17 protein-coding genes and 2 tRNA genes are annotated in these 25,404 nt (G+C 67.2%); 7 read left to right on the forward strand and 12 right to left on the reverse strand.

Annotation, left to right across the window (positions count from 1 at the left end; translation table 11 throughout):
• Window positions 1-47 precede the first annotated feature (47 nt).
• From B0920_RS22905 to B0920_RS22915, 3 genes are all read left to right on the forward strand, one after another.
• Window positions 48-123: transfer RNA gene (locus B0920_RS22905), tRNA-Val, on the forward strand.
• Window positions 124-162: 39 nt separating this feature from the next.
• A tRNA-Asp gene (locus B0920_RS22910) sits at window positions 163-239 on the forward strand.
• 473 nt (window positions 240-712) lie between these two features.
• Window positions 713-1,630, forward strand: coding sequence for an MBL fold metallo-hydrolase (locus tag B0920_RS22915; protein WP_078035007.1), 918 nt, complete (start codon window positions 713-715; stop codon window positions 1,628-1,630).
• A gap of 1 nt (window position 1,631) precedes the next feature.
• Here the strand turns inward: B0920_RS22915 and B0920_RS22920 are convergent, their stop codons facing one another.
• Window positions 1,632-2,816, reverse strand: coding sequence for a diguanylate cyclase (locus tag B0920_RS22920; RefSeq protein ID WP_078035008.1), 1,185 nt, complete (start codon window positions 2,814-2,816; stop codon window positions 1,632-1,634).
• A gap of 246 nt (window positions 2,817-3,062) precedes the next feature.
• Between B0920_RS22920 and B0920_RS22925 the strand changes: the two genes are divergently transcribed.
• Window positions 3,063-3,548 (forward strand): cyclic nucleotide-binding domain-containing protein, encoded by a 486-nt coding sequence (locus B0920_RS22925; protein WP_078035009.1) that lies wholly within the window; start codon window positions 3,063-3,065, stop codon window positions 3,546-3,548.
• Window positions 3,545-4,714 carry an AI-2E family transporter gene (locus B0920_RS22930; protein WP_078035010.1) on the forward strand — a complete coding sequence of 390 codons (1,170 nt, stop codon included), beginning with the start codon at window positions 3,545-3,547 and terminating at the stop codon, window positions 4,712-4,714. The genes B0920_RS22925 and B0920_RS22930 overlap by 4 nt, the downstream gene beginning before the upstream one ends.
• Here B0920_RS22930 and B0920_RS22935 read toward each other — a convergent pair.
• From B0920_RS22935 to B0920_RS22955, 5 genes are all read right to left on the reverse strand, one after another.
• Entirely contained in the window at window positions 4,711-5,772 is a 1,062-nt protein-coding gene (locus tag B0920_RS22935; RefSeq protein ID WP_078035011.1) for a glycoside hydrolase family 43 protein, read from the reverse strand. The two genes, B0920_RS22930 and B0920_RS22935, sit on opposite strands and share 4 nt — an antisense overlap.
• A 201-nt stretch (window positions 5,773-5,973) precedes the next feature.
• Window positions 5,974-8,193: a YgiQ family radical SAM protein gene (locus tag B0920_RS22940; protein ID WP_218669409.1), complete on the reverse strand. Its 2,220-nt coding sequence runs from the start codon at window positions 8,191-8,193 to the stop codon at window positions 5,974-5,976.
• 164 nt (window positions 8,194-8,357) lie between these two features.
• Window positions 8,358-8,642, reverse strand: coding sequence for a DUF4404 family protein (locus tag B0920_RS22945; protein WP_078035013.1), 285 nt, complete (start codon window positions 8,640-8,642; stop codon window positions 8,358-8,360).
• A 283-nt stretch (window positions 8,643-8,925) separates the two neighbouring features.
• On the reverse strand, window positions 8,926-11,070 hold the full coding sequence (locus B0920_RS22950) for a M3 family metallopeptidase (RefSeq protein ID WP_229455912.1): 2,145 nt from the start codon (window positions 11,068-11,070) through the stop codon (window positions 8,926-8,928).
• Between the two features lie 73 nt (window positions 11,071-11,143).
• Window positions 11,144-13,273: a M3 family metallopeptidase gene (locus B0920_RS22955; RefSeq protein ID WP_078035015.1), complete on the reverse strand. Its 2,130-nt coding sequence runs from the start codon at window positions 13,271-13,273 to the stop codon at window positions 11,144-11,146.
• A 249-nt stretch (window positions 13,274-13,522) separates the two neighbouring features.
• Here B0920_RS22955 and B0920_RS22960 point away from each other — a divergent pair, with 249 nt between their 5' ends.
• Window positions 13,523-14,815 (forward strand): GMC family oxidoreductase N-terminal domain-containing protein, encoded by a 1,293-nt coding sequence (locus B0920_RS22960; RefSeq protein ID WP_078035016.1) that lies wholly within the window; start codon window positions 13,523-13,525, stop codon window positions 14,813-14,815.
• Here the strand turns inward: B0920_RS22960 and B0920_RS22965 are convergent.
• The 3 genes from B0920_RS22965 to B0920_RS22975 all read right to left on the reverse strand — a co-directional run bounded on the left by B0920_RS22965 (window position 14,809) and on the right by B0920_RS22975 (window position 19,421).
• Window positions 14,809-15,012: a SlyX family protein gene (locus tag B0920_RS22965; protein ID WP_078035017.1), complete on the reverse strand. Its 204-nt coding sequence runs from the start codon at window positions 15,010-15,012 to the stop codon at window positions 14,809-14,811. The two genes, B0920_RS22960 and B0920_RS22965, sit on opposite strands and share 7 nt — an antisense overlap.
• A 53-nt stretch (window positions 15,013-15,065) precedes the next feature.
• Window positions 15,066-17,216, reverse strand: coding sequence for a DUF4214 domain-containing protein (locus B0920_RS22970; RefSeq protein ID WP_078035018.1), 2,151 nt, complete (start codon window positions 17,214-17,216; stop codon window positions 15,066-15,068).
• 135 nt (window positions 17,217-17,351) lie between these two features.
• The gene (locus B0920_RS22975; RefSeq protein ID WP_078035019.1) at window positions 17,352-19,421 is read right to left on the reverse strand and encodes a UvrD-helicase domain-containing protein; all 2,070 of its coding nucleotides are present in this window, start codon (window positions 19,419-19,421) and stop codon (window positions 17,352-17,354) included.
• Between the two features lie 204 nt (window positions 19,422-19,625).
• On the opposite strand from B0920_RS22975, the gene B0920_RS22980 reads away from it, so the two are divergent.
• On the forward strand, window positions 19,626-20,111 hold the full coding sequence (locus B0920_RS22980) for an SRPBCC family protein (RefSeq protein ID WP_078035020.1): 486 nt from the start codon (window positions 19,626-19,628) through the stop codon (window positions 20,109-20,111).
• 16 nt (window positions 20,112-20,127) lie between these two features.
• On the opposite strand, the gene B0920_RS22985 is transcribed toward B0920_RS22980, so the two are convergent.
• The 3 genes from B0920_RS22985 to hemE all read right to left on the reverse strand — a co-directional run bounded on the left by B0920_RS22985 (window position 20,128) and on the right by hemE (window position 25,311).
• On the reverse strand, window positions 20,128-21,567 hold the full coding sequence (locus tag B0920_RS22985) for a dihydrolipoyl dehydrogenase (RefSeq protein ID WP_078035021.1): 1,440 nt from the start codon (window positions 21,565-21,567) through the stop codon (window positions 20,128-20,130).
• A 100-nt stretch (window positions 21,568-21,667) separates the two neighbouring features.
• Window positions 21,668-23,677 carry a primosomal protein N' gene (locus B0920_RS22990; protein ID WP_078035022.1) on the reverse strand — a complete coding sequence of 670 codons (2,010 nt, stop codon included), beginning with the start codon at window positions 23,675-23,677 and terminating at the stop codon, window positions 21,668-21,670.
• Window positions 23,678-24,225: 548 nt separating this feature from the next.
• Entirely contained in the window at window positions 24,226-25,311 is a 1,086-nt protein-coding gene (gene hemE, locus B0920_RS22995; protein WP_078035023.1) for a uroporphyrinogen decarboxylase, read from the reverse strand.
• Window positions 25,312-25,404 lie beyond the last annotated feature (93 nt).

The raw sequence follows: 25,404 nt of genomic DNA on the forward strand, positions 1-25,404 counted from the left end.
TCGGACGCGATGACAAGCGTCAGACAGAAACCTCTGAAAGAGAGAGCGGGCGCTTAGCTCAGTTGGTAGAGCGGATCCCTTACAAGGATTAGGTCGGGAGTTCGACCCTCTCAGCGCCCACCAGCATCAGATGGTTGATCGAAGTAATGATCAGAGTAAAACGGAGCGGTAGTTCAGTTGGTTAGAATACCGGCCTGTCACGCCGGGGGTCGCGGGTTCGAGCCCCGTCCGCTCCGCCAGCATCAAAGAGAAAGGGTCCGATTCGTCGGACCCTTTTTCTTTTTCCGCGTCCGGTCGAAATTCCGCCAGTTATTCCTTGAGTTAGCCCTAAGACCGTCGTTCCGGCGCAGGCCGGAACCCAAGTTTGCGTGCGCGGCCGTGCAAATAAACTTAGGTTCCGGCCTTCGCCGGAACGACGGTTTTTCGGCTAACTAAGGACGTGGTGGTGCTACCTTAGCGCGCCTGGGGCAAACTCACGGCGCACCGGGACCAACTGCGGAACTGGGTGTTCCTCCTATACGCCAGTTCTATTCCTCAAGTTCCATCCCCTACCCCATCGGTGCCATTTGGTGCAAAACGCGCACCAGTGTGAGCCCGTCCGCATGCCTACCGCACAACCGGGCCCGTCTCTACCATGAAGTCATCCGGTGATCCCGCCGTGATCCCCGCCCGGCGCCAGTTTCGCGCCGGGCCGACTTCTGAGGAGAATCCCATGTTTCATCTCGACGATACCGTCCGTCCCGCCAACCAGCACCGCGAGGAACTGGTCCCGTCCCGTTACGCCCTGCAGATCGGCGAACTCGACGTGCTCGTGATCAGCGACGGCGTGCTGCCCCTGCCTGCGACCACCATGGCGACCAACGTCGACCCGGCCGAGCTGGCGACCTGGCTGGACAACAACTTCCTGCCGCACGAAGGCTTCGACTGGCCGCTGAACGTGATGGTCGTGCGCAGCGGTGAACGCATCATCCTGATCGACGCCGGCCTCGGCAACCAGTTCGCCGGCTTCCCGCGCGCCGGCCAGTTCCCGGCCCGCCTGGAGGCGGCCGGCATCGACCTGGCCAAGGTCACCGACGTGATCATCACCCACATGCACATGGACCACGTGGGCGGCCTGCTGGTCGAAGGCGTCAAGGAGCGCCTGCGTCCGGACGTGCGCATCCACGTCACCGAGACCGAAGTGAAGTTCTGGGACCTGCCGGATTTCAGCCAGACCGTCATGCCCCAGCCGGTGCCCGACGTGCTGCGCTCGACCGCGGCCGCCTTCATCAAGGCCTATCGCGACAAGCTGCAGGTCTTCAAGGACAAGGTGGAGGTGGCGCCCGGCGTGAGCGCGCGCCTGACCGGCGGCCACACCCCGGGCCACTGCGTGGTCGACCTGGAATCGGAAGGCGAGCGCCTGACCTTCGCCGGCGACGCCATGTTCCCGGTCGCCTTCGACAACCCGGAATGGCACAACGGCTTCGAGCACGATCCGGTGGAAGCGGCGCGCGTGCGCATCGACCTGTTCCGCGAAATGGCGGCCAACGGCGGCTTCCTGGTCGCCACCCACCTGCCCTTCCCCTCGGTGGGCCGGGTCGCCGCCGACGGCGACGCCTTCCGCTACGTCCCGGTGATCTGGGACTTCTGAGTCAGGCGCGGCGGCGGCCCGGCTCCCCGATCTCGACCCGGTCGCGGCCGTCGCGCTTGGCCGCATACAGCGCGTGGTCGGCGCGCGCCAGCGCCCCGCTCAGGTCTTCGTTCGGATCGAGCAGCACCACGCCGATGCTGACCGTCATGGTGTACGAGGGGCCGCTGGTGATCACGGTGGCCGCGCGCACCGCCAGGCGCAGGCGCTGCGCGGCCTGGACCGCCTCGTCCAGCTGGGCGCCGGGCAGGATCATCGCGAACTCTTCTCCGCCCAGGCGGCCGATGGTCTCGTGCTCGCGCAGCACGTCGCGCGCGGTGCGGGCGAACACCACCAGCGCCTCGTCGCCGCTGGCATGACCCCAGCGGTCGTTGAGCTGCTTGAAGTGATCGATGTCGATCATCATCAGCGCGAGCGGCTGGCGCTGGCGCTGCGCCGCCAGGCGCGCCTGCTCGGCGCGCTCCAGGAAGGCGTGGCGGTTGGGCAGGCCGGTGAGAAAGTCGGTGGTGGCCAGGCGCTCCATCTCGGCGTCGTCCTTCTGCTTGCACAGCAGCAGGAAGCCGAAGCCGTTGACGATCATCAGGAGGTAGCCCATCAGGTAGGCGAATTCGCCGGCCATGCCGGGGCCGAACAGCGCGTTCCCCCGCAGGCCGTCGAGGGCCGACAGCGCCACCGCAGCCGCGAACAGGGCGTCGTTGACGCCGATGATCAGCTGCAGCGGCGAGGCGCTGCGCAAGCCGGCCGCATGGCGGGTGGCGAAGCGGCGCGGACGCAGCAGGATCCAGGCCATGGTGGCGGCGTACAAGGCCACCACGCCCGCCACCATTCGGCTCAACTCGGCGTGGGTGGCGCCCATGCTGCCCGCCGCCAGCACGACCGCCGACGACAGGGCCGTGATCGGCAGCAGCAAGCGGCCCCAGCGTGTAAAACCGAAGAACACGCAATAGGCGGCCACCTCGACCGAGACCGCCAGGATCCAGGCCACTCCTTCCAGCCCGGGCGCCAGCGCCAGCCCCAGGTGGGGACGGGCCCAGCCCAGCAACTGGCTGATCCCCATGCCCAGGCGCGCCCACATCCACAGGCGCAGGCCCGGGCTGGGCGCGCCGCCGTGGGTATACCCGGCCATCAGCACGGCAAATGCAATATTGCCGATGCCCAGCGCCAGGGTAAAAGTCTGCGTATCGATCACTGCCCGTCCTTATGGGGGGTGTAGCCTGCCGTCACGCAGGGATAGCCACGCAACAGATAAAAATATGGCAATATGTGTTGCAGTAGGGAATTTATCTTACACGCTTTCCCTAGCAAGGTGCGCACGCCAGCCATATTTTGAACCGCTGGCAACAAGGGCGCCCCGCTGCGCACGTTTTCTAATGCGCAGCAGCATGCGATAGCGGATAATCAACAGACAACATTTCTTGCCCGCATTGGAGCGATCGTGATCTTCGGTTTTCTCAAGCCCCCTCAGATGTCGCCACGCCTGCACCGCCTGAAGAATTCGGCGTTGTTCAGCTCGTTGACACCGCTGGAACTGAAGATCGTGGACGGCCTGATGCACGAGCGCCGCTACCTGACCGACGAGATCGTGTTCGACGAGGGCGAGGAAGGCCAGGCGCTCTACCTCCTGATGAGCGGACGGGTGCGCATCAGCCGCCAGCACGAGGGCGCGACCCAGGTGGTGGCCGAGCTCGAGCCGGGCGGCTTCTTCGGCGACCTGGCCCTGCTCGACAACTCGCCGCGCAACGCCCAGGCGCGCGCCATCGAGCCCTGCGAGATGGCGGTGTTCTTCCGCAACGACTTCCTCGGCCTGATGGAAACCGACGCCGTGATCGGCTACAAGATCTCGCTGGCCCTGGCGCGCCACATCGGCCGCCGCCTGCGCGAATGGATGGGCACCGGCCGCCCTCAGCTGGAAGCGCTATGAACACCGGAGAGCGCGCCGGTCCGGTGGTCTGGACCGGCATCATCGCCGCCACCTGCCTGCTGCTGCTGGTGGTCCAGCAGATGCTGTGGCTGGCCCTGCCCTTCATCTTCGGCACGGTGCTGCACTACATCCTGCTCGGACCGATGCAGCGCATGGTGCGCGCCGGCTACGGCCGCAACGTCGCCGCCCTGTGGATGTGCGTGCTGTTCTTCGCGGTCGCCTCGCTGGCCCTGGCCGCGGCCCTGACCTGGAGCAGCGGGCCGGAAGAGGATTCCTGGGAAAAGACCGTCGGCCTCTACCTCGAGGGCGGCGTGGCCTTCGTGCACAACACCATGGCCCTGCTGGAGCGCAGGTTCCCGGTGCTGGCCGAGATGCACCTGACCTCGACCGTGAACCGCGCCTTCCGCACCTACACCGACAACTTCGCCCAGGAGCACCTGGGCGAGATCCTGGTGGGGGTGGCGACCTGGGTGCCCTCGCTGCTGCTGGCGCCCTTCCTCACCTTCTTCTTCCTGCGCGACGGCCTGCGCTTCAAGAAATTCCTGGCGCGCGCCGTGCCCAACGCCTACTTCGAGCGCACCCTCTACCTGCTGCACGAGGTCGACCAGACCGCGCGCCGCTACTTCGAGGGCCTGCTCAAGCTGACCGTGCTCGACACCGCCGTGCTGGCGCTCGGGCTGTGGACCATCGGCGTGTCCTCGCCCCTGCTGCTGGGGCTGATCTCGGCGGTGCTGGCCTGGGTGCCCTTCGTCGGCTCGGTGGCCGGCTGCCTGCTGGTGGTGATCGTGGCCTCCACCGACGCGCCCAACAATCCCTTCGTGGCCTATGGCGCGATCGGCGTGTTCGTGCTGGTGCGGCTGCTGGACGACTTCGTGTTCATGCCGCTGACCCTGGGCCGCAGCCTGCGCGTGCATCCCCTGGTGACGGTGCTGATGATCTTCGTGGGCGGCGCGCTGGCCGGCGTGGTGGGACTGATGCTGGTGCTGCCGCTGCTGGGCGTGGTGATGGTGGTGGGCGAGACCCTGGGCCGGCTGGTGACCAACCCGCGCCTGCGCGCGCGCCACCGCTACGCGCTCAAGCTGCGCGAGCGCCAGGCCAGCGTCGACCTCGACGTGTCCCACGAGCGGCGCGCCCGCCAGCCCAGGCCGGGCAAGTCCCAGGCCTAGCCTCCGGCGAGGGGCCGCGGCGGCACTGCTTCCTTCGTCATCACCACCGGACGGATCGTGCCGTCCGGGTTGAAGTGGAGCTGTTCGATGGCCATCTCGCGGTGGTGGCCGTTGTCGTCGCCCAGGGGGCGGCGGTGGTAAGCGATGACCCAGTCGTCGGTGCCGGGGATGTTGACCACCGAGTGATGGCCCGCCCCGCGCGCCAGCTTGCCGTCCTGTTCGAGGATGGTGCCGATGCGCTTGAAGGGGCCGAGCGGCGAAGGGCCCATGGCATAGGCCACGCGGTAGTCCGGACCGGTCCAGCCGCCCTCGGACCACATCAGGTAGTAGACACCCTTGCGCTTGACCATGAAGGAGCCTTCGACATAGGCCGGGTCGGGCGTGATCTCCTTGTAGACCTGGCCGTCCGGGAAGGGGACGAGGCTGAGCAGGTCCGGGGCCAGCCTCACGATGTTGGCGTGCTTCCAGCCGCCGTAGATCATGTAGATCTGGCCGTCGTCGTCCTTGAACACCATCTGGTCGATCGGCTGGGCGCCGTTGTGGATCTGGCCGATCAGCGGCTTGCCCAGCGCATCCTTGAACGGCCCTTCGGGACGGTCGCTGACGGCGACGCCGATGCCGCCCAGCTGCTCATTGCTCTTGATGTCGTTGGCGCCGAAGAAGAGGTAGTACTTGCCCCGGTGTTCGATCGCCGAGGGCGCCCACACCGCATAGGCGGCCCAGGAGACGTTTTCCACGTCGAGCACGCGCTCGTGCCTGGTCCAGCGCACCAGGTCGGGCGAGGAGAAGGCGTCGAGGAAGGTCTGCTTCAGGTACGGTTCCCAGATCAGCTTGGACTGGGCGCGCATGCGCTCCTGGGCGGGGGTGAAGGACGAGGGCCTGGGGGGCTTGCCGGCGTGGTCGGAATAGGTCGGATAGATCCAGTACTTGCCGCCGAAGATGCGGATTTCCGGGTCGGCGTACCAGCCGGGGACGATCGGGTTGCCGGCATGGGCGGCGCCGGCGGCGAGCATGAGGGACAACAGGGCCGTGCGCAGGGAAAGGCGACGCGTGTTCATCGGGCTCCTTTTAGGTAGTGTTAGCCTCCAAACGTCATCCCCGCGAAGGCGGGGATCCAAGTTCTGCATGCGTAGTCGAGACGCAAACAAACTTGGATCCCCGCCTTCGCGGGGATGACGGGTAGATGCTAACAAGGATGTCGCCGCTGCGGGTTTAGTAAACGTTGGCGTGCGGCGCCCCCCTCAAAGGCTGGCCCGAACTTACTTGCGCCCTGCCCGCGGCTTGGTCTTGATGGTCGCCAGGATCGACGGCTTGGACTTGGATGACGCCGCCACCACCGCCGCCGGCGCACGTTCGACCCTTACCTGCACCTTGTCCCGTCCAACGCGGCCGGCTTGCGGCCCGCGCTTGGCGATCTCGCGCTCCGACAGCGGCACGTTGCCCGGCACCGCGCGCTTGCGGTCGCGCGCGTTCGCTCCCTGCTCGAAAGCCGCTTCGGCGCCCGCCGGCGGAATCAGGTGGCGCTCGCCGGTGCCGATCAGGTCCGACCGCCCCATGCGCTTGAGCGCGTCACGCAGGATCGGCCAGTTCTCCGGATCGTAGTAGCGCAGGAAGGCCTTGTGCAGCTTGCGCACCTTGCCGCTCTTGGCGGTTTCCACCACTTCCGACTCCTCGGTCACCTTGGCCAGCGGGTTCTTCCCCGAGTGGTACATGGTGGTCGCCATCGCCATCGGCGTGGGCGTGAAGGTCTGCACCTGGTCGAGTTTGAAGTTGTTCTTCTTCAGCCACAGCGCCAGGTTGAGCATGTCCTCGTCGGTGCAGCCCGGGTGGGCCGCGATGAAGTAAGGGATCAGGTACTGCTTCTTGCCCGCCTCCAGCGAGTACTTGTCGAACAGGCGCTTGAACTCGTCGTAGGCGCCGATGCCCGGCTTCATCATCTTCGACAGGGTGCCCTGCTCGGTGTGCTCAGGCGCGATCTTGAGCAGGCCGCCCACGTGGTGGGTGACCAGCTCCTTCACGTATTCCGGCGAGCGCACCGCCAGGTCGTAGCGCAGGCCCGAGCCGATCAGGATCTTCTTGATGCCCGGGATGGCGCGCGCCTTGCGGTACAGCGAGATCAGCTTGCTGTGGTCGGTGCCCAGGTTGGAGCAGATGGTCGGATACACGCAGGACAGGCGGCGGCAGCTTTCCTCGATCTTCTTGTCCTTGCAGGCCAGGCGGTACATGTTCGCGGTCGGCCCGCCCAGGTCGGTGATGGTCCCGGCGAAGTTCTTGGTGGTGTCGCGAATGAGCTCGATCTCGCGCAGGATCGACGGCTCGGAGCGGCTCTGGATGATGCGCCCTTCGTGCTCGGTGATCGAGCAGAAGGTGCAGCCGCCGAAGCAGCCGCGCATGATGTTGACCGAGTAGCGGATCATTTCCCAGGCCGGGATGTGGGCCTTGCCGTAGCTCGGGTGCGGGGCGCGCGCATACGGCAGGTCGTAGACGTTGTCCATCTCGTCCATGGCCAGCGGCAGCGGCGGCGCATTGAGCCAGACGTCGCGGTCGCCGTGCTGCTGCACCAGCGCGCGCGCATTGCCCGGATTCGACTCGAGGTGGAACACGCGCGAGGCGTGCGCGTACATCACCGGGTCGACGCTCACGGTCTCGAAGGAAGGCAGGCGCACCACGGTCTTGCGCGCCTTTTCACGGGCGGCGGCCTGGCGCTCCTCGCGCGTCATGATGACCACCGGCTTGACTTCCGGCTCCGGCTGGGCGTTCTCGGTGGCGCAGGCCTTGGTGTCTTCCTGGGCCATCGCGTAGGGGTTGGGGTGCGGATCGACCCGGCCCGGCACGTCCACGCGGGTCGAGTTATGCACGCTCCATTCCTCGTCCGGCAGCCAGCCGTGGGGCACCAGGAAGGCGGTGCCGCGCAGGTCGCGGATGGTCTTGATGTTCTCGCCGGCCGCGATGCGGCGGGTGACGTCGACCAGCGCGCGCTCGGCATTGCCGAAAATGAGCAGGTCGGCCTTCGATTCGAACAGCACCGAGCGGCGCACCTTGTCCGACCAGTAGTCGTAGTGGGCGATGCGGCGCAGCGAGGCCTCGATGCTGCCGGCGATCACCGGCACGCCAGGGAAGGCTTCGCGGGCGCGCTGGCAATACACCGTCACGGCGCGGTCGGGGCGCTTGTTCGGCTCGGCGTTCGGGGTATAGGCGTCGTCGGAACGGATCTTGCGGTCGGCCGTGTAGCGGTTGACCATCGAATCCATGTTGCCGGCGGTAACTCCCCAGTACAGGTTCGGCTTGCCCAGCGCGCGGAAGGGCTCCACCGAGGTCCAGTCCGGCTGGCTGATGATGCCCACGCGATAACCTTGCGCTTCCAGCAGGCGGCCGACCAGCGCCATCCCGAAGCTCGGGTGGTCGATATAGGCGTCGCCCGTGATCAGGATGATGTCGCACGAATCCCAGCCCAGCGCATCCATTTCGGCGCGGGACATCGGGAGAAAGGGCGCGGCAGGGGCGCGGCTGGAACGCTTGGGGACGTTCGCGAAAAGGTTGGCTGGGGAGTTCATTGGCCGGTATTGTACCGGAAAACCGTTTTCGGGGCGTTCTTCGCCCCGAAAAATGGCTTACTTATCAATGACTTGTGGCATCTCGCGGCTTAAATTCCCATGTTCGCCAGGATATTGCCGAGCTCGCGCAGGCCGGTGGCGACCTTGGGATGGTTGGCGTTGAAGCGGGCCGCCAGTTCCTGCGAGCGTGAGGACAGGCCGAAGGTATTGGCGTCGAGCTGCTGCTCGGCGCGCCGTTCCAGCACCTTGTCGATATCGCCGTCGAGCTGGCGCAACAGGGTTTCGAGCTCGGGGTCGACGTCCTCGGTTTCCTGCAGGTGGCGGTGCAGGCTGCGCAGGCGGGTTTTCAGGTCCGCATCGTTGTCGTTTTGCATCGTGTCCTCCGGTGGTGAGCACGATTGCATTTTACGGCATGTGGGGGGTGGGGTTGGGGACGGGTGTGGATGAGTGGGGTTGCGGACGGCTGTGGATGAGTGAGGGTGGTGTGGCGTGGTGAAAGGAGACGTTGCAGGTTTGCAATGAACTTGGGTCCCGGCCTGCGCCGGGACGACGTTGTTCAAGGGTGCTGGAGAGTTCGTTACCGCTTTAGCCCGCTGCCCAAAGACCGTCATCCCGGCGGAGGCCGGGATCCAAGTTCTTTAACAAACCGATAACGCTTCAATTACCGGTCAACCCGCGCCGCTCCAGCAGCGGCTCGATCACCGCATCCTTGCCACGGAAGTTGCGATACATCTGCATCGCATCCATGGTCCCCCCGCGCGACAGCAGCATCTTGCGGAAATGGTCGCCGTTCTTGCGCGTCAGCCCGCCATTCTCCTTGAACCAATTGACGGTATCCGCATCCAGCTTCTCCGCCCACAGGTAGCCGTAGTAACCAGCCGAATACCCGCCCGAGAACACGTGCGAGAAATAGGTCGTGCGGTAGCGCGGCGGCACCAGGGCAAAGTCCACGCCCGCCTTCTTGAGCGCCTCCGCCTCGAAGGCCAGCACGTCGGTCGGGATCTGGTCGGGGCTTAGCTGGTGCCAGGCCTGGTCGAGCAGCGAGGCCGCCAGGTATTCGGTGGTGCGGAAGCCCTCGTTGAACTGCTGCGAAGCCTGGACCTTCTCCAGCAGCTCCTTGGGCATCGGTTCACCGGTCTGGTAGTGCTTCGCGTAGTTGGCCAGCACTTCCGGCCAAGCCATCCACATCTCGTTCACCTGGGACGGGAACTCGACGTAGTCGCGCGGCACCCGCGAGCCCGAGAAGCGCGGGTACTGCACGTTCGAGAACATGCCGTGCAGCGCGTGGCCGAACTCGTGGAAGGTGGTGCGCACTTCGTCGTAGGTCAGCAGGGTCGGCTCGCCCGCCGCCGGCTTGGCGACGTTCAGGTTGTTGGCGATGACCGGCTTCTTGCCCAGCAGCTTGTTCTGGCCCACCCATGCGTTGGCCCAGGCGCCGCCGCGCTTGTTCGGGCGCGCATACGGGTCGAAGGTGAAGATCGCGAGCTGCTTGCCGTCGGCGTCGAAGACGTCGAACACGCGCACGTCTTCGTTATAGGTCGGCAGGTCCTTGCGCTCCTTGAAGCTCAGGCCGAATTCCTTGTTGGCGGCGAAGAAGACGCCATCCACCAGCACGCGGTTCAGCTCGAAGTAGGGACGCAGCTGGCCGGCGTCAAAGGCGTAGCGCTGGGCGCGCACCTTGTCGCTGTAGTAAGCCCAGTCGTGGGCGGCGGCCTGGAAGCCACCGTTCTCCGCATCGATCACCTTCTGGATCTCGGCCGCTTCCTTGCGCGCGTTGTTCACGGCCGGCTTGGCGAATTCGGCCAGCAGCTTGTTGACGGCCTCGGTGGTCTTGGCGGTCTGGTCTTCCAGGTTGTAGGCGGCGTGGTTCGGGTAGCCCAGCAGGCGCGCGCGCTCGGCGCGCAGCTTGGCGATCTTCAGCACCACCTCGCGGTTGTCGAACTCGCCGCCGCGGCTGCCGCGCGCCATCGAGGCGGCCAGCAGCTTCTCGCGGGTGGCGCGCTTGCTCAGCACCGACAGGCCGGCCTGCTGGGTGGTGTTCACCACCGGCACCACGAACTTGCCGTCCAGGCCGCGCTTCCTGGCCTCGGCGGCGGCGGCGTCGATCGCCTTCTCCGACATGCCGGCCAGCTCGTCGCGGCTGTCGACCACCAGCGCCGAGGCGTTGGCTTCCTTCAGCACGTTCTGGGCGAACTGGGTCTGGAGCGCGGCCAGCTGGCTGTTGTAGTCGCGCAGCTTGGCCTTGTCGGCCTCGGACAGCTTGGCGCCGGCGCGCACGAAGTCGGTGTGGTAGCGCTCCAGCAGATAGGCCGATTCCGGGTCCAGCTTGAGCTGCTTGCGCTTGTCGTACAGGGTCTTGATGCGCTGGTAGAGCTTCGGATTGAGGCGGATCGCGTCGTTGTGCGCGGCCAGCTTGGGCGAGAGCTCCTTCTGCAGGGCGATGATGGCGTCGTTGGTGTAGGAGCCCGACAGGGTGCCGAAGACCGTGCTCACGCGGTCCAGGAGGCGGCCCGAGCGCTCCATCGCGACGATGGTGTTGTCGAAGGTCGGCGCAGCCTTGTTGTTGGCGATCGCCTCGACCTCGGCGGCCTCGATGCGCATGCCTTCGGCGAAGGCCGGCGCGAAGTGCTCGTTGCGGATCTTGTCCCAGGCCGGGTAGCCGTACTGCAGGCTGCTCTCCTGGGCGAAGGGATTGGAGGCCTCGAGCTGGACGGTTCGGTCGGCCGATGCGGGGGCGGCCCAGGCCGGGAAGGCGGCGGCGACGCTGGCGGCGGCGACCAGCATGATGTGTGGACGATTCATGGTGTCTCTTGGTGGTGTGGTATGAAATGGTGGCCACCGGACCGCCCTGCGTGGCGGCCGGTGGCGTGGCGCTTCAGTTGCCGGTCAGGCCGCGGCGTTCGAGCAGCGGTTCGATAACGGCGTCGCGGCCGCGGAAGTTGCGGAACAGGTCCATGGCTTCGGCGGTGCCGCCGCGCGACAGCAGGGTCTTGCGGAAGTGGTCGCCGTTCTTGCGGGTCAGGCCGCCGTTTTCCTTGAACCACTCGACGGTGTCGGCGTCCAGCTTCTCGCTCCACAGGTAGGCGTAGTAGCCGGCCGAGTAGCCGCCGTTCATCGAGTGCGAGAAATAGGTCGTGCGGTAGCGCGGCGGCACCGGCGCGAAGTCCACGCCCGCTTCCTTGAGCGCCTTGGCCTCGAAGGCCAGGACGTCGGTCGGGATCTCGCTCGGCGTCAGCTGGTGCCAGCGCTGGTCGAGCAGCGAGGCGGCCAGGTATTCGGTGGTCATGTAGCCCTGGTTGAACTTCTTCGAGGCGACCACCTTGTCCAGCAGCTCTTTCGGCATCGGCGCGCCGGTCTTGTGGTGCTTGGCGTAGTTGGCCAGCACCTCGGGCCAGATCGCCCACATCTCGTTGACCTGGGACGGGTATTCGACGAAGTCGCGCGGCACGTTGGTGCCCGAGAAGTGCGGGTACTTCACGTCCGAGAACATGCCGTGCAGGGCATGGCCGAACTCGTGGAACATGGTGCGGACCTCGTCATAGGTCAGCAGGGTCGGCTCGCCGGCCGGCGGCTTGGGGATGTTCTGGTGGTTGCCGACCACCGGGCGGCGGCCCAGCAGGTGCGACTGCGACACGTACTCGTTCATCCAGGCCCCGCCCTGCTTGTTGCCGCGCGCGTAGGGGTCGAACAGGAAGATCGCCAGTTGCTTGCCGTCGTGGTCGAAGACGTCGAACACGCGCACGTCCGGATCGTAGACCGGCAGGTCCTTGCGTTCCTTGAAGGTGATGCCGTATTCCTTGGTGGCGGCGAAGAAGACGCCGTCGACCAGCACGCGGTTCAGCTCGAAGTAGGGACGGAGCTGGTTCTCGTCGAAGTTATACCTGGCGGCGCGCACCTTGTCCTGGTAGATCGGCCAGTCCCAGGAGGCGACCTGGAAGCCGCCCTTGCTGGCGTCGATCACCTTCTGGATCTCGGCCGCTTCCTTCTTCGCGTTGTTGACCGCCGGGCCGGCCAGTTCGCTCAGCAGCTTGTTGACGGCGGCCGGGTTCTTGGCGGTTTCCAGTTCCTGCGAATAGGCCGCGTAGTTCGGGTAGCCCAGCAGCGCGGCGCGCTCGGCGCGCAGCTTGGCCAGGCGCAGCACCAGCGGGCGGGTGTCGAATTCGCCGCCGCGGCTGCCGCGCTGCAGCGAGGCGTTCATCAGGCGCTCGCGGGTGGCGCGGTTGGTGAGGGTGGCCAGCGGCGGCTGGCTGCTGGTGTTGACGATGGCGATCGCGTACTTGCCCTTCTGGCCGCGTTTCTCGGCTTCGGCGGCGGCGGCGCTGATCTCGGCTTCCGACATGCCGGCCAGTTCCTCGCGGGTGTCGACGATCAGGGCCGAGGCGTTGGCTTCCTTCAGCACGCGCTGCGAGAAGTCGGACTGGAGCGAGGCGATCTCGCTGTTGTAGGCCTTGAGCTTGCCCTTGTCGGCTTCGGACAGGTTGGCGCCGGCGCGCACGAATTCCTTGTAGTAGCGCTCCAGCAGGTGCTTGGCCTCGGCGTCCAGCTTCAGGCTGGCGCGCTTGTCGTGCAGGGTCTTGATGCGCTGCCACAGCTTCGGGTTCAGGTAGATCGCATCGTAGTGGGCCGCCATCTTGGGCGACATCTCGCGGTCCACCGCATCCAGGCGGTCATTGGTGTTGGCGGTCTGCAGGTTCGTGAACACCGGCACCACGCGGCTGAGCAGCTGGCCCGAGCGTTCCATGGCCACGATGGTGTTGTCGAAGGTCGGCGCGGCCTTGGCGTTGGCGATCGCCTCGACTTCGCGCAGGTGCTCGCGCATGCCGGCCGCGAAGGCCGGCAGGAAGTGCTCGTCCTTGATCTTGTCGAAGGCCGGGTAGTTCAGCGGCAAGCTGCTTTGCTTGGCGAAGGGATTGGAGGCTTCGAGGCTGGGCGCGGCCGGGGCCGCGACCGCCGCATGCGCGAGGGCGATGCCGGCGGCGACGATGAGCAGGTGTGGACGGTTCATGAGATCTTTCTCGGACTCGTAAGGGAGGAGCTGAAGGCTCGGGCTCGACAGCTATGCGCCGGGAATCATAGCAGGCTGTGTGCATGTCGTCACACGAAAAGATGTATGCATTTGCCGCGTCAAGACAGCCCGTATTTACGGGCGTAATGACGCGTATGGACGGGGCGGATGGCGCCCCGGCGTGGCCCCGGCGGCGCGCCCGCCGCCCGCCTGTGCTAGCATCCAGCGGCCCGCATCCCCTACTCCGGCATGGACTTTTCTTCGCATACCTTCGACGCCATCGTGGTCGGCACCGGCCCCGGCGGAGCCAGCGCCTCGCGCGAGCTGGCGCGCGCCGGCCTGCGCGTGCTGATCCTGGAACAGGGCGGCGCCGCGCCCCTGGCCGGCACCCTGGCCCAGATGGCGTCCATGGCGGCCCGCCCGGGCAGCGGCGCCTTCGTGCACCGCGACGCCTCGCTGCTGGTGGGCGGCACCACCCTGGGCGGCAGCACGGCCGTCAACTTCGCCACCGCCGCGCCGCCTCCCGCCGCCATGTTCGCCGCCCACGGCATCGACCTGGAACCCAGCCTGGCCGCCCTGCGCGCCGAGCTGCCGCTGGCGCCCCTGCCCGACAGCCTGGTGGGGCCGATGGCGGCCCGCATCGCCCAGGCGGCGCGCGCGCTGGGCCTGGACTGGCGCAAGCTGGACAAGATGATCCGTCCCCAGGCCTGCCGCAGCGGCTGCTGGCGCTGCGCCTACGGCTGCCCTTTCGGGGCCAAGTGGAGCGCGCGCGACCTCGTCGAGGAGGCGCGCGGCCACGGCGCCGTGCTGGCGCCCCATACCCGGGTGCTGCGCGTGCTGATGGAAGGGGGCCGCGCGCGCGGCGTCGAGGCGCTGCACGAAGGCCGGCTGCTGGCCCTGCGCGCGCCCCTGGTGGTGCTGGCCGGGGGCGGCATCGGCAGCCCGCGCATCCTGCATGCGTCGAACCTGGGGCCGCGCCACGCGCCATTCTTCAGCGATCCGGTGGTGGCGGTGATGGGCAGCGTGGCCGACATCGACGGCGGCGCCGAGGTGCCGATGGCGGCCGGCCTGCACCTGCCGGAGCAGGGCATCGCCCTGGCCGACCTGACCCTGCCGCGCCCGATGTACCAGGCCTTCGCGCTCCAGGTCGGGCGCGTCGACCGCCTGCTGGCGCACCGGCGCACCCTCTCGATCATGGTCAAGATCCGGGACGAGATCGGCGGCGGCGTGGGACCGCGCTGGGCCGACAAGCGCCTCACGGCCGGGGACCGCGCGCGCCTGGAGGAAGGCAAGGCGATCGCGCGCCGCATCCTGGCCCAGGCCGGGGCCAGGCAGGTGTTCGCGACCCATCACTTCGCCGCCCATCCGGGCGGCAGCGTGCGCATCGGCGCGGGCGTCGACGCCGACCTGCGCGCCGCTCCCGGCCTGTACGTGTGCGACGCCTCGGTGATCCCCGGTCCCTGGGGCCTGCCGCCGACCCTCACCCTGCTGTGCCTGGGCAAGCGCCTGGGAGGACACCTGGCCGGCGCCTCGAATCAGTAGTGCGGGGGTTTCTCGTTGAGCGGGGTCTGGCGCCCGTCCTGCAGGGTGCGCACGTGCTCGGCCAGCTTGGCCACCATCGCTTCGAGCTGGTCGATGCGGCGGCCCTGCTGGTAGATGGTCTGGTTCAGGGTCTCCACCAGGTCTTCCTGGTGGGCGAGCTTGATTTCGATGTCGACGAAACGGTCTTCGTGGTCCACGGCGGCTCCCGCGCAAAGCCGGCATTATGCCAGCCGCGCGCGGGAAGCAGCGTTCAGGCGGCCGGCAGCGGGAAATCGACGCCGTGCACGATGCTGCCGATCACCTGGGCCTGGTTCTCCGGGCTTTCGGAGAAGAAGGCCAGCACTTCGGCGCGCGTGGACTGCTTCAGGCCATTGACCCAGAAGTCGAAGCCCGCGCCCTCGGCCGGGCGGTGCAGCACGTGGGCATACAGCTTGGTCACGAAGTTCTCGTCCGACGGGTCCGACATGTACATGTCGATGAATTCTTTGTCGTTGATGAACAGCTTCGCGATGTCCTGGCCCGTGTAGTTGCCGGTGTCGAGCGCCTTGATCCAGAAGGCCATGCCGGCCTTGTCCGGTTCGCGGTCGAAAGCGGCGCGGTACAGGCGGTAGGTCAGGCCGGTGACCTCGCCCTCGCCGACGTCCAGGCCGACCATGGTGTCGTTGAAGCGGATGCGTTCGACGTTGACCAGGTTGTCGCTGCCCAGCGCGCCGGACTTGTCGGTCACGGTCACGCCGAACACCCCGCGCTGGACCGTGAAGTCGGCGCGGTTGCCGTTGTAGACCACGGTGTCCAGGCCGGCCCCGCCATTGATCGCGTTGTCGCCGGCGCCCGGGGTGAACACGTCGTTGGCCGCAGTGCCGTTGGCGTTCAGGGCGCTGTTGACCTGGAAGCTGTGGCTGGTCTGGGCGCTGGTGGCGTTGCCGGCGGCGTCCTCGGACGCGGCGCGCACCTGGTAGTTGGCGTTCGGCAGCAGCAGCTTGTCGATGCGCCAGCTGCCGTTGGCCTGGACCGTGGCGCGGCCGAGCTCGATGCCGGCGTTCACCTCGACCAGCAGGATCGTGCTGCCGACCTCGCCGGTGCCGGAGAAGCTCGCGGCATTGCTGCCGGCGGCCAGCGCCATCACCGAGGTCGGCGCGCTTGGTGCGGTGGCGTCGACGTGGAAGCTGGCCGGCTGGCTGACGACGGACACGTTGCCGGCGGCGTCGGTGGCGGTCGCGTACACGCTGTAGTTGCGGCCGTCGGGGAAGGCGGTGCTCGTCACCACGCTCCAGATGCCGCTTTCGTTGGCCTTGGTTTCGCCGACCTGGGTGGTGCCGGCGTAGATCTTGATGATGGCGTTGGCCTCGGCCTGGCCGCTCACCAGGGGCTTGTTGCCGGTGGCGAAGCCGGCCGCGTTCTTGGTCACGGCCAGGGTCGGCGCGGCCGGCGCCGTCTGGTCCGAGGTCAGCTGGGCGCGCTGGTAGCTGCCGTCCGTGAAGCGCAGCACTTCGACGCCCGAGAGGCGGATCGTGCCCTCGTTGGCGTTGAAGGCCAGCAGCTCCCCGCTGGCGTTCTCGCTGAAGCTGTAGGCGCTGCGGCTGCGGGCGAACACCGCGGTGTCCTCGCCGGCGCCGCCGACCAGCACGTCGTTGCCGCCGCCGCCCTCGAGCACGTCGTTGGCCGCGCCGCCGGTCAGCACGTCGGCGCTGCCGGTGCCGGTCAGGTAGCGCGCGCCGGTGGCAGAGTTGATCCCCAGGCCGCCCTTGAGCCCGTCGCCGCCGTAGAGCCAGTTCAGCGCCGCGATGTCGTAGGGGCTGAACTCGCTGTGCGGACCGCCGACGTCGCGGTAGGACATCAGGGTGTTGGCGGTGTTGTCCTGCGCCGTGGGCAGCCGGATGTCGTCGGTGAAGGGGTGCTTCAGGCCCAGCGCGTGGCCGAGCTCGTGCAACAGGGTCTCGTAGCCGTAGCCGCCCGGCCGCAGGTCGGCGTTCTGGGCCGCGTGCTCCCTGTTGTCCATGTAGATATAGGCGTCGGCGTCATAGGTGCTCAGGGTGCCGTCCGCGTAATGGCTGTATGGCGAGTTCCAGCTGCACAGGCCGGTCGTGGAGCGGTCCGCGATGTCCAGGTTGGCCAGGTGGATCTGGGCGTCGGTCCCGACCGCCGTCTCGACGAAGCGGATGCCGGTGATCTCCTGCAGGTAGCTGAACGCGGTGCGCGCCGAGACCTGCTGCGCGAAGCTGAAGGCTTCCTGTCCGGTCCTGTCCTTTTCGTTGCCCGAGGCAATCGAGAAGGTGTAGTAGATCGTGTTGGCGTTACCCGGGGCGGTCAGGTAGTTCCAGTCCGGACCTTCGTCCAGCAGGGCGTCGATATGTTGCAGCCCCGAGACCGGGGTCGTGGTGATGTCGGAAACTTTAGCCATGATGAATAGAGAATGAGCACCGCCGGGACGGCTTGGCGCTATTCCAAGAAGTATTTCCTGATGAACAGACTAAGTCAAATAGGAAATTCAATCGTGCGCCCCTCCGCCGCCCGGACCGGGGCGGCGGCGCAACGTTCAACCCGGCACGGGTTTCGGCGTCGCCAGCAGGGCTTTCAGGTTGGCCAGGCGTTCCTTGGGGCTGAGGATCTCGGATTCCTTGGGCGGGGCGTCGCCGACGTCGAGCTGCATCTCGGCGATGAAGCGCGACGGGTCGCAGTTGACCAGTTCGCCGGCGCGCTTGCGCCGCTTGCACCAGCTGATGTGCAGGGTGCGCTTGGCGCGCGTGATGCCGACATACATCAGGCGCCGCTCTTCCTGGATGCGCGAGGCGATCGCCTCGACCGAGTCGTCGGGGTCGCCCTTGTGCGGCAGGATGCCCTCCTCGCAGCCGACCAGGTAGACGTGCGGGTATTCCAGTCCCTTGGAGGCGTGCAGGGTCGACATGCGCACCGCGTCCTGCTCCTCGTCCTGGCCCTCGAGCATGGACATCAGGGCCACCATCTGGGTCAGTTCGAGCAGGTTCTTTTCCTCGCCGTCGCGGTCGCGCCCGCCGCGCCCGCGCTCCTTCAGCCAGTTGGTGAACTCGAGCACGTTCTGCCACTTGGCCTGGGCCGCGCGGTCGTCGAAGTTCTCGTACAGATAGTGCTCGTAGTTCATCTCCTTCATCATGTCGTCCAGCACCTCGGCGGCGTTGTCGCCGCTGCCGGACGGGCCCGGGCGGGTGGCGCGGTCTTCCAGCTCCAGCATGAAGCGGCAGAAGTCGCGCAGCGGGGCCAGCTGGCGGTCGGCCAGCTTGGCCTCGATCCCGCCCTTGGAGGCGGCCTCGAACAGCGAGCAGTTCCACTGCTTGGAGAATTCGCCCAGGGTTTCCAGGGTCGCCATGCCGACCCCGCGCTTGGGCGTGGTGACGGCGCGGATGAAGGCCGGGTCGTCGTCCTGGTTGGCGATCAGGCGCAGGTAGGCGATGATGTCCTTGATCTCGGCCTTGTCGAAGAAGCTCTGGCCGCCCGACATGGTGTAGGGAATGCGCTCCTTGCGCAGCGCCTGTTCGATGACCCGGGCCTGGTGGTTGCCGCGATAGAGGATGGCGTAGTCCGACCACTTGTTCTTGCGCTGGAAGTGGTCGGCCGAGATCATGATCGCCACCTGGTCGGCTTCCTGGTCGTCGTTCTGCATGCCCAGCACCTCGATCGGCTCGCCCAGGCCGTGTTCGGACCAGAGCGACTTCTCGAACAGCTTGGGGTTGTTGCCGATGACCGCGTTGGCCGCCTGCAGGATGCGGGTGGTGGAGCGGTAGTTCTGTTCCAGCTTGATGACGCGCAGGTCGGGAAAGTCGACCTGCAGGGTCTTGAGGTTTTCCACCGAGGCGCCGCGCCAGGCGTAGATCGCCTGGTCGTCGTCGCCCACGGCGGTGAACATCGGCTTCTTGCCCAGGCCCGTCACCAGCAGCTTGACCAGTTCGTACTGGCAGGTGTTGGTATCCTGGTACTCGTCCATCAGCAGGTAGCGCAGGCGCCGCTGCCAGCGGTCGCGGATCGGTTCGTTGTTGCGGAACAGCTCCACCGGCAGGCGGATCAGGTCGTCGAAGTCGACCGCCTGGTAGGCCTGCAGGGTGGCCACGTAGCTGCGGTAGACGCGGCCGGCCATGGCCTCGTCCTCGTCGCGCGCGTTGCGGATCGCGAGCTCCGGGTCGACCAGGCCGTTCTTCCATAGCGAAATGGCGTTCTGGATGCGGCGGATTTCCTGCTTGTCGGTGGACAGGGCCAGGTCCGAGACGATGGTGTAGCAATCGTCGCTGTCCATGATGGAAAACTTGTCCTTCAGGCCCACCCCGGCCGCCTCCTGGCGCAGGATCTTGACCCCAAGCGAGTGGAAGGTGGACACCGTGAGCTGCTTGGCCTGCTTGGGCTGCTTGAGCAGCTTGCCGATGCGCTCCTGCATCTCGATCGCCGCCTTGTTGGTGAAGGTCAGGGCGGCGATGGTGCGCGGATCGTAGCCGCGGTCCTCGATCATGTAGGCGATCTTCTGGGTGATCACGCGCGTCTTGCCCGAGCCGGCGCCGGCCAGCACCAGGCAGGGGCCGTCGAGATAGAGCACGGCTTCGCTTTGCGGCCCGTTCAGGCCGAATTTCGGTGCATTGGACATGGGAAAGTTTCGGAAGACAGGACGACATTCTAACGATGTGTCCGCTTCGATGGGGCGGTGCCACGCGGAAAAATCACCGGGCTGGTCAGGAATGCAACACCGGACCGCAGCGCCAAAGGGGTCAGGCAAGGGGAGCCCGCTTGGAGTACCATGCGGTCTTTGGGCTGCCGCGTTGCGGCGCCCCGTGTTATTGGGAATAAATCAATGAAATTCGAGCATCTTGTCGAGATTAACGATCCGATGAACCCGCTGATCGACACCCTGTCGCGCGAGCAGCTGTGGCGCGGCCTGGTGCTGCGCGCCGAGTCGCCCAAGATGTTCATGCCCCACCTCGACGAGGTCGAGATCGTGGACCGCGAGGCCGGCAGCTTCGGCCGCCGCCTGCGCTACGGCGAGCTGGTGATCGAGGACCGCGTGCACCTGACCCCGCTGCAGGAAGTGCGGGTCGAGGTGCCGGCCCAGGGCGAGATCGCGGCCTCGAGCCTGCGCATGATCATCGAGTCGCCCGCCAGCGCCATGCTGCTGGTGCGCTTCTGCTACGACGACGGCACCGGCGAGCATCCGGACGGGGTGGATGCGATGTACGACGAGTTCAAGAAATCCGCCTACCTGGAAGCCGACCTCGACACGGTGCGCGTGCTGCGCCAGCTCGCCGCCGACGGCAAGCTCGACGCGTCCCTGCTGAACTGAGCCCGGCGTCCCGGCTTCAGGTGCCCGGCTCGGTATCGGCCGGGTCGGTCCTGCTCTCCCCCTGCGTCAGGCAGTGCGCGAGGTCGCGCAGCGCGGTGCGCACGCCCTCTTCCACCACCGGGTGGTAGAAGGGCATCTCCAGCATCTGGTCCACCGTCAGCCGCATCTGCGCCGCCCAGGACAGCAGGTGGGCCAGGTGCTCGGCGCGCGGGCCGATCATTTCGGCGCCCAGGAACAGGCGCGAGCCGTACTCCGCGTACACCCGCAGCAGCCCCTTGTTCTGCAACATCACGCGGCTGCGCCCCTGCCCCTCGAAGGACACCTTGCCCACCGCGAACTTGCGCTGCCCCGGTTCGCACAGGGTGCGGTAATCCTTGCCCAGGGTGGCGATGTTGGGCTCGGTGAAGGCCACCGCGATCGGTGTGCGGCGCAGGCCCGGACGCACGTCCGGGTAGCGCCCGGCGTTGTCGCCCGCGATCTTGCCGTGGTCGGCGGCGTCGTGCAGCAGCGGGCGCTCGTCGTTGGCGTCGCCCGCGATGAAGATGTGGCTGGTCCCGCACTGCATGGTGCGGGCGTCGAACAGCGGAATGCCGTCCTCGCCGCGCGCCAGCCCGGTGTGTTCGAGGCCGATGCGGTCGACGTTGGGCACGCGCCCGGCCGCCATCAGCACGAACTGGAAGCGCTCGGTGTTCTCCTTGCCCATGGCATCGGCCACGGTCAGCGCCACCTCGTCCCCCTCCTGCACCGCGCCCACCACCTTCGACTGGAACTGGATGTCGAGTTCCTCGTTGAGCACCCGCCCGGCGGCGCGCAGCACCTCGGGGTCGGTGATCTGGGCGATGCTGCCGCCGCGCGCGAACAGCTTGACCCGCACGCCCAGCCGGTGCAGGGCCTGGCCCAGCTCCAGCCCGATCACGCCGGTGCCGATCACGGCCACCGAGCGCGGCAGCTCGTCCCAGTAGAACACGTCGTCGCTGGTGACGATGCCGGGGCCGACGTTCTCCAGCGCCGGCAGGCGCAGCGGGCGCGAGCCGGTGGCGATCACCACCCGCGCGGCCTGGATCTCGGTGTGCTCGTCGACCTGCAGCGTATGGGGGCCGGTGAAGCGCGCGTGGCCGCGCAGCTTGTCCTGCTCGGGGATGGCGTCCACGCCTTCGAGCACGAAGCCGACGAAGCGGTCGCGCTCGCGCTTGACGCGGTCCATCACGGCGCGGCCGTCGATGCGCACCTCGCCGGCGTGCACGCCGAAGGGCGCGGAGGAGTGCATGACGTGGGCCGCCTCGGCCGCCGCGATCAGGAGCTTGCTCGGCATGCAGCCGACCCGCGCGCAGGTGGTGCCGTACAAGCCGCTTTCGATCACCACGGTGCGCGCGCCCTGCGCCCTGGCCGCCCGGTAGGCCGTCAGCCCGGCGGTGCCGGTGCCGATGACGGCGACATCCACTTCCAGTTTCTTCATCCTGCTCTCCGCTTGTCGGGGTACTGCCGTGACGATACGCTATTTTCGCCGAGCCGGCAGGACGCCCCTCCGGCCTTGGACCCCGGCCTCGGGCCCCGCCTCAGATGTCGAGCGGATCGACCTCGAGCGACCACTTGACCCGGCTCTTCATGGCGCGCAGCAGCTCCACCCACTCGCGCAGGAAGGCCTGCAGGGCCGGGCGCGAGCTCGACTCCACCAGCAGCTGGGCGCGGTCGACGTTGTGCACCCGCGTCATGGTCATCGGAATCGGATCGTTGATCATCACCGCGTCCGAGGGCAGGCAATCGCGCGCCTCCTCCAGGAAGGCGAGCGCGGTGGCCAGCTCGCGCGCCTCGGCGCGCAGCAGGGCCTGGTACATGAAGGGCGGCAGGCCGGCTTCGCGCCGCTCGGCCAGCAGGCTGCCGGCGAAGCGCTCGTAGTCGTGGCGCATGACGGCCCCGTACAGCGGGTGGCTGGCGTAGCGGGTCTGGACCAGCACCTCGGACGGCGCCCCGCCGGCGCGCCCGGCCCGCCCCGCCACCTGCATCAGCTGGGCGAACAGGCGCTCGCTGGCGCGGTAGTCCTGGGAGAACAGGGCGGTGTCCGGATTGAGGATGCCGACCAGGGTCAGGTTCTTGAAGTCATGGCCCTTGGCGACCATCTGGGTGCCGATCAGGATGTCGACCTCGCCCCGGTGCACGCTGTCGAAGGCTTCCTGGGCGCTGCCCTTTAGGCGGGTGGAGTCGGCGTCGATGCGCAGCACCCTGGCTTCCGGGAACATGGCGTGCAGGCCCTCCTCGATGCGCTGGGTGCCGCGCCCCAGAGGCTGCAGGTCGACGTTGCCGCAGGTCGGGCAATGGCGCGGGATGCGCAGCTCCAGGCTGCAGTGGTGGCAGCGCAGCCGGTACTCGAGCTTGTGCAGCACCATGAAGGAGGTGCAGCGGGTGCAGTTGCTGACCCAGCCACAGGCGTCGCAGGAGATCACCGGCGCATAGCCGCGCCGGTTCAGGAACAGCAGCGACTGCTCGCCGCGCTCCAGGCGCGTGCGCAGGGCCTTCAGCAGTTCGGAGGTGAGGCCCTCGCGCGGCCGCTCGCGCTCGGTGTCCACCAGGCGCACGCGCGGCAGCACGGCGTCGCGCACCGCGCGCTCGCGCAGTTCGAGCCGCCGGTAGCGCCCGGACTGGGCGTGGTGCCAGGATTCGAGCGAGGGCGTGGCCGAGCCCAGCACGATGGGAATGCCGAGCTGGCGCGCGCGCCACACCGCCAGGTCGCGCGCCGAATAGCGCAGGCCTTCCTGCTGCTTGTACGAGGGGTCGTGCTCCTCGTCAATCACGATCAGCTTGAGGTGAGGCAGCGAGGCCAGGATCGCCAGGCGGGTGCCGAGGACGATGCGGGCCTGGCCGCCGTGGGCGGCCAGCCAGTGCAGCATGCGCTCGCCCTCCGACAGGCTGCTGTGCAGGGTGGCCAGCATCAGGCCCGGGAAGCGCGCGCGGATGTTCGCTTCCAGCTGGGGGGTGAGGTTGATCTCGGGGACCAGCACCAGGATCTGGGCCTGCGGGTCGCGCGCCAGCACCTGGGCGCAGGCCTGCAGGTAGACCTCGGTCTTGCCGCTGCCGGTCACGCCCCACAGCAGCATGGGGGCGAAGCCCTCGGCCGCGCCGATGGCGTCGGCGGCGGCCTGCTGGGCGGGGTTCAGCACCGGCATGTTGGCGGCGGCCACGTCCTGGGCCGGATCGAGTTTGGCCAGCTTCTTGAGCGCGCGGTCCAGGGCGACCGTCTTGGGCACGCGCAGGTTCTTGGGCAGGCCGGGCAAGGCCACCTCGCCCACCGGGCGCTGGTAGTAGTCGGCGGCGAAGCGCGCCAGGGCGATCCAGCGCTCCGGCAGCGGCGCCAGCTGGCTGCGCACGGCCAGCGCGTCCTTCAGCTTTTCCGGCGCCACCCCGGTCTCGCGCTTGACGGCCACGATCAGGCCCACCACCTCGCGCCGCGCGAAGGGCACCAGCACGAGCTGGCCCACCAGCGGCTCCTCCCCCGGCTGGCAAACCCAGCGGTAGTCGAAGCTGCTGTTGAGCGGCGTGTCGAGGACGACCTCAAGAATGCATTCTGCCAATCGGGACCCTGTGCAAATCTGTGGAAAACTTTGTGAATAGCGTGGGGCTTGACCCCGCCAAAGGTTTACGTTAGATCAAGCCCAAACTGAAAATTCCCTTGGTCAATCTTATTTTACGCTTTGTTTTCAATGACTTATATTATCAATGCGAGAGCTGTTAACAAGCTGGGCTGGAAATGCATTGTTGTGCATAAGTAGGGATGTCGGCGTGGAAAACTCGCTGCGTTGCATCAAAAACTTCACCCATTACTTGAAGTTTCACGCTAAGTGCCGGTAAACGCTGCACTTTTCATCACAAAACCGAGCCCTGTGCATAACTTTGTGAACAAGGACCCGAAAAACCGCGAATTCTTTTGGACAAACTTGCGCCCCTGAGGGCACTGCTGAGGAGGGAATGCGAAAAACGCTTATAAATCATCGCTTTACGCATCTCCTGCCAGGGAAGAGATGTCCACAGAATTTTTTGCCCGGTTTTACGAACTTGTGAACAAGTGAGACTTTCGGCGGCCGCCGCGCTGTCCTGCGGCGCCGCCCTGGGAGAAACCCCGTCAAGCGCCTGCGCGCTGCTTGCGGCTGAAGTCGTGCACCGCTTCCACCATGGCGCTCACGGATTCCGGCGGGGTGAACTGTGAAATGCCGTGGCCCAGGTTGAACACGTGGCCATGGCCGGCCGACGGGACGCCGTAGGCACCCAGCGAGCGCTCCACCTCGGCGCGGATCTGCTCCGGCGCGGCGAACAGGATGGCCGGGTCGAGGTTGCCCTGCAGGGCCACCCGATCGCCCACCAGGGCGCGCGCGCGGCCCAGGTTCACGGTCCAGTCCAGGCCCAGCGCGTCGGCGCCGATGTCGGCCATCTCGTCCAGCCACAGGCCGCCGCCCTTGGTGAACACGATCGCCGGGATGCGCACGCCGTCCTTCTCGCGCTGGAGGCCGGCCACCACCTGGCGCATGTAGCGCAGCGAGAATTCCTGGTAGGCGCCGTCGGCCAGCGCGCCGCCCCAGGAGTCGAAGATCATCACGGCCTGGGCGCCGGCATCGATCTGGGCGTTCAGGTACTGGGCCACGGCGCGCGCGTTGATGTCCAGGATGTGGTGCATCAGGTCGGGGCGCGCGTACAGCATCTTCTTGATGGTGTGGAATTCGCGCGAGCCGCCGCCTTCGACCATGTAGCAGGCCAGGGTCCAGGGGCTGCCCGAGAAGCCGATCAGGGGCACGCGGCCGTTCAGGGCGCTGCGGATCTGGGTCACGGCCTTGAACACGTAGTCCAGGGTTTCCATGTCGGGCACGGCCAGGGCTTTCACCTCGGCTTCGCTGCGCAGCGGGCGCTCGAACTTCGGGCCTTCGCCGTCGGCGAAATACAGGCCCAGGCCCATCGCGTCCGGCACCGTCAGGATGTCCGAGAACAGGATCGAGGCGTCCAGCGGATAGCGGTCGATCGGCTGGAGCGTGACTTCGGTGGCGAAGTCCGGATTCTTCGCCAGGCCCAGGAACGAACCGGCGCGCTCGCGCGTGGCGCGGTATTCCGGCAGGTAGCGGCCGGCCTGGCGCATCAGCCAGACGGGCGTGTACTCGGTCGGCTGGCGCAGCAGCGCACGCAGGAAGGTGTCGTTCTGGAGCGGGGCAAATTGTGGCATGACAGGCAATCCGGATCGAAGGGAAACTCCTATTATCGCATCTCGCGCCGACGGCGCCGCCAGTGCCTGCGGCAGGCCTCTATAATGCCGTTC

This window comes from Massilia sp. KIM (genome assembly GCF_002007115.1).
GTDB lineage: Bacteria > Pseudomonadota > Gammaproteobacteria > Burkholderiales > Burkholderiaceae_D > Telluria.